The following is a 14,474-nucleotide window of genomic DNA, read 5'->3' on the forward strand; positions in this document are numbered from 1 at the left end:
ACCCGTGAACGTCTCCACCCACAACGCCTCAGCCCTCAACACCCCGCCCATACAGGGGAAATACCCGAGCCAAAGCCTTCTGCAACACGCTTTAGACGAACGATCCGGCCGGTACGAGACGGGGTCGGGCGGACGTCTGGCGGCCGAAGGCGGGGCGGGCGACGTCCCGTACGGTCAGGATCGAGCGCTGGAGCCTGCGCAGCCGCGCGGAGGGCTCCATGCCGGTCTCCTTCTTCAGGCCGTTGCGGAGCCGCTGGTAGACCTCCAGCGCCTCGTCCTGCCGGCCGCAGCGCAGCAGCGCGACCATGAACTGGCCGTGCAGCGGCTCGTTGGTGCGGTACTGGGCGACGAGTTCGGCGAGGTCGGAGATCATCTCGAAGTGCCGGCCGAGCCGGAGCTGCGCCTCGACCCACTGGTCGAGCGCGCTCAGCCGGGAGGCCTCCAGACGCTCGATCTCCGTGCGCAGGTGGGGGCCGGCCGCGACCCCTGCGTACGGTTCCCCGCGCCAGAGGGCGAGGGCGTCGCCGAGGCGGCGCGCGGCGCGCTGGAGGTCGCCCGCCTCCATGGCGCGGTAGCCGGCGCCCGCCGCCCGTTCGAACTGCCAGGCGTCGTTGGAGCCGCCGCCGGTGTCGAGGCGGTAGCCGCCGGGCAGCGAGACGAGCACGGCCTCGGCGGTCCGCCGTTCCAGCCAGGCGGTGCCGGTTTCCGGTGGCTCGTTGCTGCGCAGCGCGGTCGTGATGAGTGCCCGCAGATCGAGGATATGGGACTGGAGTTCGACACGTGCGCCGCGTGGTGCGCCGGACGGCCAGAGTTCCTCCATCAGCACGGTCACGGGCACGACCTGGTCGGCCTTGGCCGCCAGTAGTGCGAGCAGCTGCCTCGGTGCGGCAGCCGTCGGAGTGATCGACACCCCGTTCTCGCGTACTGACAGTCCCCCCAGGATCCGGACGTCCACTTTGCCCCCTCAGTGTCTGTGCGCGGCTAGGCCCTGCACGATTAGAAAAGAGACCGGGAGGCATGTCAATAAGAAACCGTGGGGTACGGAAACTCGGGCTCGATATTCCGTCAAGTATGCCCGGATTTGTCGGCATGTGACGCCATCGAGAATCCGTGATCCAGCCGAAGAAACGTACCCGCGCGTCCAAGATCTGGACTCACGGGTACGCTTTCCGTGGTTGATTCGTGACGACGTGAAGATGACGAGTTCGTGTCATCCTCAGAAAACCAGCGCGTAGGTATGGTTTGTTGGCACGCATATGCCACACCTCCGCACGGTGGGTGACGCTAGCCCGCGGCCGCCTCGGCCGCCCGCAGCGCGCGGGCGCCCCGGCCGGGCTCCATGTCGAGCATCGCCAGGACGGCGGGCACGGCGATGCTGGGCAGCACGTGGCGGTAGAGCGCCGAGGCCCACCGGTCCATTTCGGACCGGTTGCTCCCCAGCGCCTGGGTCATCAGGTTCAGGCCCGCGTAGGAGCCCACGACGAGCGGGGCCACCTCCTCCGGGTCGGCGTGCGGCAGCAGTTCGCCGCGCTGCTTGGCCTCCTCGAGCACCCGCAGGTTCAGATCGGTCCACTCCCGGTAGGGGCCGCTGCGGTTGAGCTCGTGGCCGCCCTGGTCGAGCGTGAGGCGCACGCTGCCGCGCAACAGACCGTCATGGGTGAGCCGGTGGGCGAACACCATGCCGATGTCGACGAACTCCTGCAGCTTGGACACCTGCGGCATGGGCATCGGAGCCGCCGACACCTGGGCGTCGATGACGGCGTGCGCGAGGTCTTCCTTGGAGTCGAAGTGGAAGTACAGCGCACCCTTGGTGACCTGGGCGAGCTGGAGGATGTCGGAGAGCTTCGCGGCCTCGTAACCACGCTCGTCGAAGACGGTGGCGGCCGCTTCCAAGATCGCCTGGCGCGTCCGAATCGCGCGATCCTGCTTCGCCATCGGGGTTCACGTCCCTCTCATAGCCCGGAGCCCCTCGGGGCGCTCGCGCTCGCTCCGTGCCTGCACGCACTTCACAGTTGAAAACAGCAAGTATGGACGGATACGTGCAGGGGGCACAAGCCGTCCCGGGCGGACCGTCCGGCCGCGGGCGGAACCCGTCGGAGCACGGGTCGTCATCACGGTCACACCATCGTGAAGCCGCCGTCCACCGGCATGGTGACACCGGTGACGAACGACGCTCGGTCACTGCAGAGCCAGGCCGCCGCCTCGGCGATCTCCTCGGGCCCGGCGGTGCGTGCCTGGGGCGTGGCGGCGTGCAGGGCCACCTCGATTCCGGGCACGGCGTCGAACCACGCGCTCACCACTTCGGTCCGCGTGGTCCCGGGAGCCACCGCGTTGACCCGGATGCCCTGGGCCGCGTACTCGGCCGCGGCCGCCTTGGTCAGCCCGACGACGGCGTGCTTGGCGGCGACGTAGGGGGCGGCGACCGGAGTCGCGAGCAGACCGCCCACGCTGCTGTTGTTGACGATCGCGCCGCCGCCGGTGGGCAGCATGGCCGCTATCTCGTCCCGCAGGCAGTTCCAGGTCCCGCGCACGTTGACGTCCATGATGCTGTCGTAGAGGTCGTCGTCCATCTCGTGCAGGGGCTCGCGCGGGGTGCCCCAGCCGGCGTTGTTGAAGGCCAGGTCGAGCCGCCCGTAGGTCCGCACGGCGTGGGCCACGGCGGCCCGGGTGTCCTCGCGGCGGGTGATGTCCGCGACCACGTACTCGGCCTCGGCGCCCTCGTCGCGCAGCGCGGCCACCAGGGTCTTGAGTCTGTCCTCCCGGCGGGCGGCGAGCACGACCCGGGCGCCCTCCCGGGCGAAGACCCGGGCGGCGGCCGCTCCGATTCCGCTGCTCGCTCCGGTGATCAGGGCGACTTTGTCGGTCAACAGGCGATGGTCTGCGGTCATGGGACGGTGGTCTCCCTCGGCAGGTGGAGGGGAGGCGGCTGCCGGCGGGGCGCCGGACCCGCCGTCGGCAGCACGCCGACCCTCCAGGGGGCTTCGTGTACATACGCCACGGAGGCCTCAGCGGTTCCAGAGGCGACCGGCGGCGGCCTCGTCGTCGAGGGTCCGCAGCAAGGGCTCGTCGATCTCGTCGAGCGAGCGCACCAGGTGCCGGACGCCCGCCGCGCGCATCAGTTCTCCCTGGAAACCGTGCGCGAAGTCGCTGGGGTGGCCGACGAAGGGGACACCCAGCTCCTTGGCGGTCTCCGCGACGCGCGCGACGTCGTCGATGAACAGGGCCTGGTCGTGGCGGAGTCCGAAGACCTCCGTCGTGATCTCGTGCAGCCCGGGGCGGAAGTCGTTGGTGCAGACGTAGCCGGGGCCGTCGAAGAGGTGCGCCCACTCGCCCAGGTGCCGGTCGAAGTGGCTCTTGTCGAGTCCGCCGTAGCAGACCGTCAGGAGCCCCGCGCCGCGCAGCCGCAGCAGCAGGTCGACGGCTCCGTCGAGCAGCCGCAGCGGGTGCGCCGCCAGGTGGTCTGCGCGCTCCTCGAAGTAGGCGGTCAGCACCGTCTCGGGACTCGCGTCGAGTCCGGCGGCGGCGCCGAGGGCCTTGGCCGCGGTGAGCTGGGGCTGGGAGAAGATCTCCCGCTCCACGTCGGCGTCGTAACGCCCGCCGCGGCTGGTGACGAAGTGGTGGATGACCGGGCTGAAGGTGTCGTTCAGCAGGACACCGTCGATGTTGACGGCGGCAAGGCGTATCTGGCGCAGAGGTTCCACGGTGGTCTCCCAGGGACAGCCGATCGGCGAGCCGGTCTTACCGGGGCGAATCGCTCGGATCGTGACGCACCCACTCGAACCGGTGTCTCGGAGGCCCGAGAAACAAACCTGGCGGTACAGATTTCCGGCAGCCTGGAAGATACCCGAAGCAACCTCCTTCGTGAACCCTGGGGTCTCACGAGGCGGACACCTGCCGCTCTGACAGGCGCCGTTGACGCCTGACGTCCTCCCCGGCGCGCTTCCCGGACGCCGCGCGGATTCCATACCGGTCGTGCACCGACCTGACAGAACCGTACCGACATGGTTGCCAAACCGACCCACGAGTTCGTAACTTCCGCCTGCTGATCGCCCGAATCCTCTTAATAGGCCCCTAATCGAGGGATCTCATGCTGCAGATGCCCGCTGCGACCGACATCGTGGACCCCGAAGCCATGCCCCGGCTCACCACGACGGCTCCCCGTGAGTACGTCCACCGGGCCGCGCTCGCGGAGGTCTTCCTGGCCGCCGACTGGTCCCGTCTGGACGAGGCGCACTTCACCCTGAGCGCCCAGTGGCCGCGCGCCCACTCCTTCTTCGGCCCCCTCGGCGGAACGCACTACGACCCGATGATGGCCGCGGAAACGATCCGCCAGGTCGGTGCCCTGCTCGCCCACGCCGGCTTCGGCGTGCCGCTCGGCCACCAGTTCCTCATGTGGGAGCTCAACTACCGCGTGGTGCCCGGCATGATGGCCGTCGGCGGCGCGCCCGCCGACCTGCGCCTCGACGTGACCTGCTCGGACATCCGCCACCGCGCCGGACGCCTGACCGGGCTCGCCTACGAGGTCGTGATCAGCGAGAACGGCCGCACCCTCGCCACCGGCAACGCCCGCTACACCTGCACCAGCCCCGAGGTCTACCGCCGGCTGCGCGCCGACCGCGTCGACGCGCCGCTCGACGTGGCCGTGCCGCCCACCCCGCCCGTGGAGCCGGGCACGGTGGGCCGCCGCGACGACTTCGACGTGGTGCTCACCCCGGCCGACCGCGCCGACCGGTGGCGGCTGCGCGTCGACACCCGCCACCCGGTCCTCTTCGACCACCCGGGCGACCACATACCCGGCATGGTCCTGCTGGAGGCGGCCCGTCAGGCGGTGCACTCGCTCGCCCCCGAAGGCCAGGTCGTGATGCCGATGGCGATGGACTCGACCTTCCACCGGTACGCGGAGTTCGGCAGCCCCTGCTGGATCGAGACCGAGCCGGCCGTGGACTACCCCGGCACCAGCGAGCGTCTGCTCCGGGTCGTCGGGCGCCAGGACGACGCGGTCCTCTTCACGGCGATCACCACGGTCGCGAACCTGCCCGCGCACTCCTGACCCCGGGCAGCGCGGCGGTCAGCCGACCGCCGCGGCGGTCAGCAGCCCGAACGCCGCGGTGACCAGGACCGTACGCATCAGATGGAAGCCGTTCCACCGCTTCTCGAAGGCCGCCCGGACGGCAGCCGGCGCCTCGCCGGCGCTCTCCGAGGCGGCCAGCGCCGTGTTGAGCGGGATGTTGCCGCCGATCGTGACCAGGTGGTTGAGCACGGCGCACACCACTCCGGCGAGGACCAGCCACTTCTGGGTCTCCGTGCGCCCGTCGACGGGGACGAGGAAGGCCGCGACCGGCAGGGCCGCGACCCCCAGGAACACGACGAGGAACAGAGGCCGGGGAACGTACTCGTTGATCCGTCGCATGGCGTCCACGAACGCGGCGTCGTCGAGCCGCGCCAGGGCCGGCATGATCCCCGTACGGAAGATCAGCATGAAACCGGCGTACAGGCCGGTGGCGGCGACGGCGAGGGCGAGCAGCAGGGTGGCCATGGGCCCCATCATGGGGGTACCCACGGCCGGTCCGCAGCCCCTGTGGATCAACCGCTGTACGGATCCCCGGACTCCGGTCGCGCCCCGCCGTCGGGGCCCCTGAGCCGGTCCGCCCGCCGGATCGACTCCGTCAGCTCCCGGACCACAGCGGAGTCCCCCCGCTCGGCGATCGCGCCCGCGTAGGCCGCGAGCCGGGAGAGCGGCGGAGCGCCCGGCAGATCGCCGCCCCGCAGCGCGTCGGCGAAGTACGCCGCCACGGCCGTCAGTTGCAGGCTGTCGTGCCCCGCCGCCCAGACGGACGAGGTGAGCGCGTCCGTCGCCACCGACCCGGACCGCTCGCGCGGGGCGCGGGACGACGGGTCGAGCCAGCGGACCGTCGCCGTCGCCAGCCGGCCCGTCCGGCCGGGCCGGGTCCTGACCACGTACAGCGCCGTGACGGTGTGCCCCGCGCCCACCTCGCCGCCGTCGACCCGGTCGTCGCGGAAGTCCTCGTCGGCGACCTCCCGGTTCTCGTACCCGATCAGCCGGAAGCTCTCCACGGTCGCCGGGTCGAAGGCGACCTGCGCCTTGGCGTCCCGCGCGCGCAGCTCGACATGGGTGGGCAGCTGCTCCACGAAGACCTTGCGGGCCTGTGCGCGGGTGGAGACGTACGTCGTGTGGCCGTCGCCCTTGTCGGCGAGCTGCTCCATGAACGCGTCGCCGTAGTCGCTGCCGACCCCGACCCCGAAGAGGGTGATCCCGTACTCCCGGCGCTCCTCGTCGACCCGGTTCAGGATCGACCGCGCCTCCGTGTCGCCGGAGTTGGCGAGGGCGTCGGAGAGCAGCACCACCCGGTTGGTGGCGCCCTGGCGCCGGCCCTCGACGGCGGCGTCGTACCCGGTGCGCACACCGGCCTCGACGTTGGTGGAGGACGAGGTGGCGAGCTCGGCCACGGCGCTCTTGATCCGCTGCCGGTTCTCGCCCACCCGCGTCATGCCGAGCCGGGTCTCCGCGCGGTCGCTGAAGGTGACCAGCGCGACCGAGTCGTCGTCGCGCAGCTCGTCGGCGAGGAGACCGAGGGACTCCTTGACGAGGTCGAGCCGGCCCGGCTCGGCCATCGAGCCGGAGACGTCCACGACGAAGGTGAGGGCGGCGGGCGGGCGTTCACCCTTGCGGTCGGCCGCCCGGGTGGCGAGACCGACCCGGACGAGCGACCACCCCTCCGCGCCGGTCCGCGCGCCGTCGACCGTCACGCCGAACCCGTCGTCCTTCGGCCGCGGATAGTCGGGCCGGAAGCTGTTGACGAACTCCTCGGGCCGCACGGTCGCCGGGTCCGGCAGACGGCCTTCGGACAGGGTGCGGCGGGCGTATCCGTACGAGGCGGTGTCCACGTCCAGCGCGAAGGTGGACAGCCAGTCGGGGGCCGGCGGGCGCGACCGCTGCTCACCCTCGGCCGCCCCCGCCTCCGGAGTGGCGGGCGCGCCGGGTGCGGCCGGCGAGGGCCGTGCGTCCGGAGCGGCCGGCGCCCGCTCGCCCGCGGCCCTGTCGGCGACCGTCCCGTCCGCGCCGGACCCGCCCGCGCACCCGGTCGCCCACAGTCCGGCGGCCAGGATCCCCGCGGCGATCCGCATCCGTCGTCGCTGCATCTCATCTCCCCCTTGTGACTCGGCACTTGTGTATGGGACGTCCGAGAGGGCCGGGAGGAGCAGTCGAGGGGGTTGCGGATGGATCTCGATGCGGCAACGGCGCACGGGTGAGGATGCCTATGGCATGGAGTCGCCATCCTTTTCAACAGGGGTTGTCACCGTGTGCAGTCGCATGCGTACATGGAGTGGCACACCGATCGGGCGGGGGTGGTGAGCGGTGTCAGAGACAGCGGGCTCCTTGATGCTCGCCCGGACGGCGATGAGCCGGGCCGCGCCCGAGGCGCAGCGGCCGCCGGGGCGTCCGGTGCGCGGGACGCGCCGGATCAGCGCCGCGCTGGCCGGCCTCGCCGCCTCCGCGCGGCACGAGCTGTTGACCTTCGACGACCCGGCCGCCTCCGCGGGCCGAGCGATCCCCGAGCCGTTCCTGGAGTTGGCGGGAGCGTGCATGCGGGCCGCGGCGGAGCAGGCGCGCGAGGTCAGACGGATCGTGCCGCGCCACGCCCTCTCCCACGTGGCGGGCATGGTCGAGACGCCCGGTCAGGCCCGGCTGACGGACGCGATCCCCTTCAAGATGATCATCGTCGACCGCACGGTCGCGGCCGTCCCCCTCGATCTGGAGCTGCTCCACAACGGCCTGCTCCTGATCCGCGACCCGGTGGTCGTCCAGGCCCTCGTCCGCGCCCACCACCTCAGTTGGGACGGGGGCGAGGAGCTGGTCGGCGCGACCGCCCCCTCGCGTGAGCTGACCCCGCAGCTCCGCCCGGTCCTGGAGGCGCTCCTCTCCGGCCTCACGGACGAGGCCGCCGCCGCCCGCCTCGGCATGTCGCCGCGCACGTACAGCCGCCGGGTGGGCGAGCTGATGCACGCCCTGGGCACGACGAGCCGCTTCCGCGCGGGAGCGGAAGCGGCTCGAAGGGGGTGGCTGTGACCCGTCCACGCGAAGCCGGCCGCGGCGCCGGCCGCCCGGCCGGCTTCTCCACCGGTCTCCTCGGCGCCGCCGGCCCGTCGGGCCTGTCCGGCCCGTCTAGGACACGATGTCCTTGCGGGAGAAGCCCCGGAAGGCCAGGGCGAAGAGGATCAGCGCGTAGGTCACCGAGACCGCCGCCCCCTTCGCCATCCCCGCCCACTCCAGCTGGGGCTGCAGAGCGTCCGCCCAGGCGAACTGCCAGTGCGCCGGGAGGAAGTCGCGCCAGGATCCGAGCGCCGTCACCGCGTCCAGGACGTTGCCGACGATCGTCAGGCCGACCGCGCCGCCGACCGCTCCCAGCGGTGCGTCGGTGCGGGTGGAGAGCCAGAACGCCAGACCGGCCGTGACGAGTTGGGAGACGAAGATGAACGCGACGGCGAGCACGAGCCGGGGCAGGGTCTCCGCGGCCGGCAGCGAGCCGCCGGTGGGCAGACGCAGGGGCCCCCAGCCGTAGGCGACCGTGCCCGCGGTCAGGGCGACGAGCGGCAGCAGGACCATCGAGGCCGCGCTGAACCCCAGGGCCACCGCCAGCTTGGACCACAGCAGCCGGGCCCGGGGCACGGGCGCGGCGAGGAGGTAGCGCAGCGAGGACCAGCCGGCCTCGGAGGCCACCGTGTCCCCGCAGAAGAGCGCGACGGGAATGACGAGGAGGAAGCCCGCCGAGACGAAGAGACAGGTCGCCGCGAAGTTCGCGGCGGACGCCGTCGCCGTGTCCATCAGCGTGATGCGGCCGTTCTCGTTGCCGTCCGGGGTGCCGCCGATCGCGAAGGCGACGATCAGCACGAACGGCAGGGCGGCGAGCACCGCCCCCATGACGAGGGTGCGGCGCCGCTTCAGCTGCCGTACGGCCTCGACGCGCAGCGGCAGGGTGTGGCGCGCCCGGTAGCCGGGGGCGGTCTCCACCAGTTCCGCGGTCCCGCTCATGCGGATCCTCCTCCGATCAGGGTGAGGAACGCGTCCTCGAGGCGCCGGTGCGGTCCCACACCGGTCACGGGCACGTCGAGCCGGACGAGTTCGCCGATCAGCTCGGTGGCGGTGGCGCCGTCGAGCCGGACGAGGAGCCCGTCGTCGGCCCGTACCACGGAGTCGATCCCCGGCAGCGCGGCGATCTTGTCGACCAGCGGCGCGTCGACGGTCCCGCCGAGGCTCACGAGGAGCGTGTCACCGGCACCGATGATCTCGGCGACCGGTCCGGCCTGGACCAGCCGGCCCCGGTCCATGACCACGAGGTGGGTGCAGGACTGCTCGACCTCCGACAGGAGGTGGCTGGAGACGATGACGGTCCGGCCACCGGCCGCGTACCGGATCATCACGTCCCGCATCTCGCGGATCTGCGGCGGGTCGAGTCCGTTCGTCGGCTCGTCCAGGATCAGCAGGTCCGGCAGCCCGAGCATGGCCTGGGCGATGGCGAGCCGCTGTCGCATGCCCTGCGAGTACGTCCGGACGGAGCGGGAGAGCGCGTCGCCGAGACCGGCGATCCGCAGCGCCTCCTCGGTGTGCGCGTCCTCGGCGGGGCGGCCGGTGGCCTTCCAGTAGAGGTCCAGGTTGTCCCGGCCGGACAGGTGCGGCAGGAAGCCCGCACCCTCCACGAAGGCGCCGACCCGGGAGAGGACCGGGGCGCCGGGCCTGATGGCCTGCCCGAAGACCCGGATCTCGCCGTCGTCGGGCGTGATGAGGCCCATGAGCATGCGCAGCGTGGTGGTCTTGCCGGCGCCGTTGGGGCCGAGGAGTCCGAGGACCTGGCCCTGCTCGACCCGGAAGGAGAGGTCCCGTACGGCGTACCGGTCGGAGGACTTGGCGTACTTCTTCGTCAGTCCGGTGATCTGGAGCGGTACGGCGGCCAGTTCGGGGTCCGGGGCGGTGGCCGTGGTCCGGCGGCGGGCGCCGCCCTTGCCGAACGCCAGGGGGGAGGTGAGCAGCAGGGCCGCGGCCACGGCGAGTCCGATGAGCGGCAGGCCCCAGACCCACCAGGGCGTTCCGGCCGCCTGGGTGGCGACGGCGGACGCGGTCGGCACGGTCAGTCCGCTCTCGACCGCGACCGTGTACGTGGCGGGGGCGGCCGGGGAGGCGTAGCCGAGGTCGGTGGCGGCGAGCACGAGCCGCAGCCGGTGGCCTGCCTCCACCTCGTGGTCGATCGCGGGGAGGGTCAGCGTGACGCTCCTGCCCTGGCGGGCGTCGTCCACGCGGACGGGGGCGACGAGCTGGGCGGGCAGCACCTGCTGTCGTCCGTCGGGCCCGACGTCGTACACCTTGCCGAAGAGGACGGCGGAGCCGTCGGCGCTGCCGGAGGTGACCTTCACGCGGACGGTGGGCGATCCGGTGATCCGCAGGGCCGTGGAGCGCGGCGGTGCGTCGAAGGCGGCGAACTGGCCGGGGAAGTCGAGGGAGAGACCGACGCCGAGCGAGGACAGCTGGGACAGACCGCCGCCGAGCCCGGGGACGGCGGAGATCGCGGGCGGGTTGGCTCCCGCCGGGTTGCGGAAGGTCCGCGGCCCGTCGCCGTCGAGCGGCAGGGAGGTGGCGCCGGCCGAGAGCCCCGGATAGGCGGCGGCGGTCGCGCCGCGCAGCAGCGCCCGGCCGTCGGTGGAGTCGACCCCGCCGGTGCGGCTGACGCGGAAGGCGGGGCCGGTGTCGGCGCCCTTGTCGTCCTTCAGATGGCGGTCGAACCAGCTGGTGACCCGTGCCTCGACACGGTCGGCCTCGCGGTTGCCGCCGTCGTGGCCGCCCGCGATCCAGTCGACGGCCACGGGGGCGCCGTTGGCGGCGATCGTCTTCGCCATGGCGTCGGCGTGGGAGAGCGGGAAGAGCGAGTCGGACTGGCCCTGCACGATCAGGGCGGGCACCTTGATGCGGGCGCCGACGGCCGAGGGGCTGCGGGCTTCGAGGAGGGTGCGGGCGGCGGCGTCGGGCTTCCCTGCGACGGCGACGCGTTCGTAGAGGGCGCAGAGCTCGGGGGTGAAGCGCCCGCAGGCGGAGGGCTGCGCGGCCGCGGCGCGGGGGCCGGGCCGGGAGCCTGCCGGCTGCCCGCCCTGCCGGTCGTCCTGGTCCTGGCCCTGCCGCGAACCACCCGGCTGGAGGCCGGCCGGCTGGTTGCCCGACGAGAAGAAGATCCCCGCCCAGAGCTTCTTGAAGACCCCTTCCGGGAAGAGCGCGTCGGCCAGGTTCCAGTAGGTGATCTGCGGGGCGATCGCGTCGACCCGCTGGTCGTGTCCGGCGGCGAGGAGCGCGATCGCGCCGCCGTAGGAGGCGCCGGTGACCCCGACGCGCGGGTCGCCGTCCTTGTCGAGCCGTACCTCGGGCCGCCTCGCGAGCCAGTCGACGAGCCCCCGGACGTCCTGGACCTCGTGGTCGGGGTCGTTGAGACCGATCTGCCCGGTGGAGGCGCCGAATCCGCGCGCGGACCAGGTGAGGACGGCGTATCCGTCGCGGGCGAGCTTCTCGGCCTGGGCCCGGACGTCGTCCTTGGACCCGCCGAAGCCGTGCCCGAGCAGGACCGCCGGCCGGCGCTCCGAGGAGGGCCCGGCGGTGAAGTAGGAGGTGTCGATGCGTGCCCCGGGCACGTCGAGCATCTGGTCCGCGCGGTCCACGGGCGGGGGTTCGTCGGTGGCGACGGCCGTCCATGTGCCGGCGCCCGCGAGCAGGGCGAGGGCCGCGGTGACCGCGGCCCACCGGGGAAGTCGGAGCTTCATGCTGGTGAGCCTAGGCGGGTCCGCCGTGCGGCTCGGCTGCCCGCAGGCGGAATTCGGCGGCCTCCTCGAGTCGTACGCAGTACGGTCGCCGTACACCAGACGCGGTACGCGCGCCGTGGACCCGAGGGGGCCGTGCATGGAGATCCGGCAGGCGACGACGGTGGCCGAGCTGCTGGCGGCGGAGCACCTCTACGACGGTCCGCCCAGGCCGGAATGGGCGGAGCGCTTCCTGGCCGCGCCCGGGCACCTGATGCTGATCGCGTACACGGAGGACGGGTTCCCCGCGGGTCTGGTCTCCGGGATCGAGATGCTGCACCCCGACAAGGGGACGGAGATGTGTCTGTACGAGCTGTCGGTGGACGAGCGGTACCGGCGGCGCGGGATCGGCGGGGCGCTGACGCGGGCGCTGGTGGCGGTGGCTCGGGAGCGGGGCTGTTACGACGCCTGGGTCGGGGTCGACACGGACAACGACCCGGCGCTGGCGACGTACCGGTCGACGGGCGCGGCGGACGACGGCGTGTTCGCCATGTTGACGTGGGAGTTCGCACCGAAGGACCACTGACAGACCCTTGTGCGGCACATGACAACACGAGACCCTGTGGGACGCCTTCGCGTCACGCCCACCCGTACCCCACGTACGGGTGCGCGGCCGCGATCCCCTCCACGAAAGGTCCAGGTGCCCCACCACATGACCTCCATATCCCGCCGCGTCGGAGCGCTCGTCCCGGTCCTCGCGCTCGCGGCCGGCCTCCAGTTCCTCGCCTCCCCCACCGCCCAGGGCGCCCCCACCGCCCCTCTCGGCGATCTCCGGCTCGCCCCCGCCTCCCTGGCCGTCGAGAACAGCTGGATCGTCGTCCTCAAGGACGGCTCGACCCGCGCCGGCGACCTGGGCGTGACGCCCCGCCACGTCTACCGCTCCGTCCTCAAGGGTTTCTCGACCTCGATGTCCCAGGCGCGGGCCGCGGCCCTGGCCGCCGACCCGCGGGTGGCGTACGTCGAGCAGAACCGGACCGTCCGGCTCGCCGACACTCAGACGGGGGCCACCTGGGGCCTGGACCGGATCGACCAGCGGGACCTTCCGCTGTCGACGACGTACACCTACGACACGACCGCGTCCAACGTCACCGCGTACATCATCGACACCGGCATCCGCACCTCGCACAGCGAGTTCGGCGGCCGGGCCACGGTCGGCACCGACACGGTCGGCGGTGGCCAGAACGGGCAGGACTGCCAGGGCCACGGCACGCACGTGGCGGGCACCGTCGGCGGCGCGAAGTACGGCGTTGCCAAGGCCGCGAAGCTGGTGGCGGTACGGGTCCTGGACTGCAACGGCTCCGGCACGACCGCCGGGGTCATCGCGGGCGTGGACTGGGTGACGGCCAACGCCGTCAAGCCGGCGGTCGCGAACATGAGCCTGGGCGGCGGGGCCGCCACCTCGCTGGACGACGCGGTGAAGCGTTCCATCGCCTCGGGCGTCAGCTACGCCGTCGCGGCGGGCAACGGCAACTTCCTCGGTCTGCCGGCGAAGGCGTGCAACTACTCCCCGGCCCGCGTGCCCGAGGCGATCACGGTTGGGGCCACGGACTCCGCCGACAAGCGCGCGTCCTTCTCCAACTACGGCACGTGCGTGGACCTGTTCGCGCCCGGCGTGTCCATCACGTCGGCGTGGAAGGACAGCGACACGGCGACGAACACGATCTCGGGCACTTCCATGGCGGCCCCGCACACGGCGGGTGTCGCGGCCCTCTACCTCTCGGCCCACCCGACGGCGACGCCGGCCCAGGTCCGTGACGCGCTGGTGGCCAACGCCACGAGCGGAAAGGTCCAGGACGCGAGGACCGGCTCCCCGAACAAGCTGCTCCACTCGGTGTTCTAGGGCACCCCGGGCCAGACGGGACTCTCGGAACACGCCCTCGCCGACGCGCACCCGCGCACCGCGCACGCTCACACGGCGCTCACGGCGTTCGCTCGCACCGCGCACGCTCACACGGCGCTTCGGCTCGGCCCCTCCGCGACGAGCCGCCCGAGGAGGTCCGGACCCACCGGGTACGGCCGCTCCTCGGGCAGCTTCGTCCTGGCGTCGTCGAGCCGGCCGTCCCGCACGAGCGCGTGGATCTCGTGCGCCAGCGGCGTGACGTCCCGTACGCCCACGATCCACCGGTCCGCGTAGAGCCGGGTCGCCTCCCCCGCGAGCCCCAGCTGGAGGGAGCGGTATGGCAACGCGGTGAGGCGCAGATCCCGTTCGGGGTCCCACTGGACCCGGGCCGGGGACCGCCGCAGCTCCCGCTTCCAGGCGTCGTGGTCGGAGTGGATCTCCCGGACGTAGTGCGACAGGCAGGCGTGGCGCAGCGCCCATTCGAAGCCCTCGCGGGTGATCTCGACCGCGAGGACGGTCTGCTGCCCCTCCTTGAGCCCCCATCCGCAGCGGTACATCATCCACAGGAACGACGGCTTGATCCACGTCATCCGGTCCCGCTTCCACGCGGCGGGGAAACGCCCGTCACGGGCGGCAGGGAGCCCGATGGAGGGGTCGTACGCCTGATGGACGGTCACCGTGGAGTCGGTGTACCGGGCGCGGATCTGGTACTTCGGCGGCACGGACATGGCCCCCAGAATGCCTCGGGGGCACATCCGGGGGCCACTCCTTAACGGGGTGC

General features: G+C 72.5%; 13 protein-coding genes. 4 read left to right on the forward strand and 9 right to left on the reverse strand.

What is annotated here, in order from left to right:
• Positions 1-91 precede the first annotated feature (91 nt).
• From ACZ68P_RS22380 to ACZ68P_RS22395, 4 genes are all read right to left on the reverse strand, one after another.
• Positions 92-955, reverse strand: coding sequence for an AfsR/SARP family transcriptional regulator (locus tag ACZ68P_RS22380; protein ID WP_471008815.1), 864 nt, complete (start codon positions 953-955; stop codon positions 92-94).
• Positions 956-1,284: 329 nt separating this feature from the next.
• A complete protein-coding gene (locus ACZ68P_RS22385; protein WP_471008817.1) occupies positions 1,285-1,935 on the reverse strand; it encodes a ScbR family autoregulator-binding transcription factor in 651 nt (216 codons plus the stop codon).
• A gap of 182 nt (positions 1,936-2,117) precedes the next feature.
• Positions 2,118-2,888 (reverse strand): glucose 1-dehydrogenase, encoded by a 771-nt coding sequence (locus tag ACZ68P_RS22390; protein ID WP_471008820.1) that lies wholly within the window; start codon positions 2,886-2,888, stop codon positions 2,118-2,120.
• A gap of 117 nt (positions 2,889-3,005) precedes the next feature.
• Positions 3,006-3,701: an HAD family phosphatase gene (locus tag ACZ68P_RS22395; protein WP_471008822.1), complete on the reverse strand. Its 696-nt coding sequence runs from the start codon at positions 3,699-3,701 to the stop codon at positions 3,006-3,008.
• Between the two features lie 395 nt (positions 3,702-4,096).
• Between ACZ68P_RS22395 and ACZ68P_RS22400 the strand changes: the two genes are divergently transcribed.
• Entirely contained in the window at positions 4,097-5,050 is a 954-nt protein-coding gene (locus ACZ68P_RS22400) for a ScbA/BarX family gamma-butyrolactone biosynthesis protein (RefSeq protein ID WP_471008825.1), read from the forward strand.
• Between the two features lie 18 nt (positions 5,051-5,068).
• Here ACZ68P_RS22400 and ACZ68P_RS22405 read toward each other — a convergent pair whose 3' ends face one another.
• Together ACZ68P_RS22405 and ACZ68P_RS22410 are read right to left on the reverse strand one after the other, a co-directional pair.
• On the reverse strand, positions 5,069-5,536 hold the full coding sequence (locus ACZ68P_RS22405; RefSeq protein ID WP_471008827.1) for an anthrone oxygenase family protein: 468 nt from the start codon (positions 5,534-5,536) through the stop codon (positions 5,069-5,071).
• A 47-nt stretch (positions 5,537-5,583) separates the two neighbouring features.
• Complete coding sequence (locus tag ACZ68P_RS22410; RefSeq protein WP_471008829.1) at positions 5,584-7,161, reverse strand: vWA domain-containing protein; 1,578 nt, start codon at positions 7,159-7,161, stop codon at positions 5,584-5,586.
• Positions 7,162-7,378: 217 nt separating this feature from the next.
• Between ACZ68P_RS22410 and ACZ68P_RS22415 the strand changes: the two genes are divergently transcribed.
• Positions 7,379-8,089 carry a helix-turn-helix transcriptional regulator gene (locus tag ACZ68P_RS22415; protein ID WP_471008831.1) on the forward strand — a complete coding sequence of 237 codons (711 nt, stop codon included), beginning with the start codon at positions 7,379-7,381 and terminating at the stop codon, positions 8,087-8,089.
• A 96-nt stretch (positions 8,090-8,185) separates the two neighbouring features.
• On the opposite strand, the gene ACZ68P_RS22420 is transcribed toward ACZ68P_RS22415, so the two are convergent.
• Together ACZ68P_RS22420 and ACZ68P_RS22425 are read right to left on the reverse strand one after the other, a co-directional pair.
• Entirely contained in the window at positions 8,186-9,052 is an 867-nt protein-coding gene (locus tag ACZ68P_RS22420; protein WP_471008834.1) for an ABC transporter permease, read from the reverse strand.
• The gene (locus ACZ68P_RS22425) at positions 9,049-11,817 is read right to left on the reverse strand and encodes an alpha/beta fold hydrolase (protein WP_471008836.1); all 2,769 of its coding nucleotides are present in this window, start codon (positions 11,815-11,817) and stop codon (positions 9,049-9,051) included. The genes ACZ68P_RS22420 and ACZ68P_RS22425 overlap by 4 nt, the downstream gene beginning before the upstream one ends.
• Positions 11,818-11,953: 136 nt before the next feature.
• On the opposite strand from ACZ68P_RS22425, the gene ACZ68P_RS22430 reads away from it, so the two are divergent.
• Both ACZ68P_RS22430 and ACZ68P_RS22435 read left to right on the forward strand, forming a co-directional pair.
• Positions 11,954-12,379 carry a GNAT family N-acetyltransferase gene (locus ACZ68P_RS22430; protein ID WP_471008837.1) on the forward strand — a complete coding sequence of 142 codons (426 nt, stop codon included), beginning with the start codon at positions 11,954-11,956 and terminating at the stop codon, positions 12,377-12,379.
• 126 nt (positions 12,380-12,505) lie between these two features.
• Complete coding sequence (locus ACZ68P_RS22435) at positions 12,506-13,693, forward strand: S8 family peptidase (RefSeq protein ID WP_471008839.1); 1,188 nt, start codon at positions 12,506-12,508, stop codon at positions 13,691-13,693.
• A gap of 107 nt (positions 13,694-13,800) precedes the next feature.
• Here the strand turns inward: ACZ68P_RS22435 and ACZ68P_RS22440 are convergent, their stop codons facing one another.
• Positions 13,801-14,421 (reverse strand): DUF4291 domain-containing protein, encoded by a 621-nt coding sequence (locus ACZ68P_RS22440; protein WP_471008841.1) that lies wholly within the window; start codon positions 14,419-14,421, stop codon positions 13,801-13,803.
• Between the last annotated feature and the right edge of the window lie 53 nt (positions 14,422-14,474).

The sequence above is a fragment of the Streptomyces sp. NPDC036822 genome (assembly GCF_055609145.1).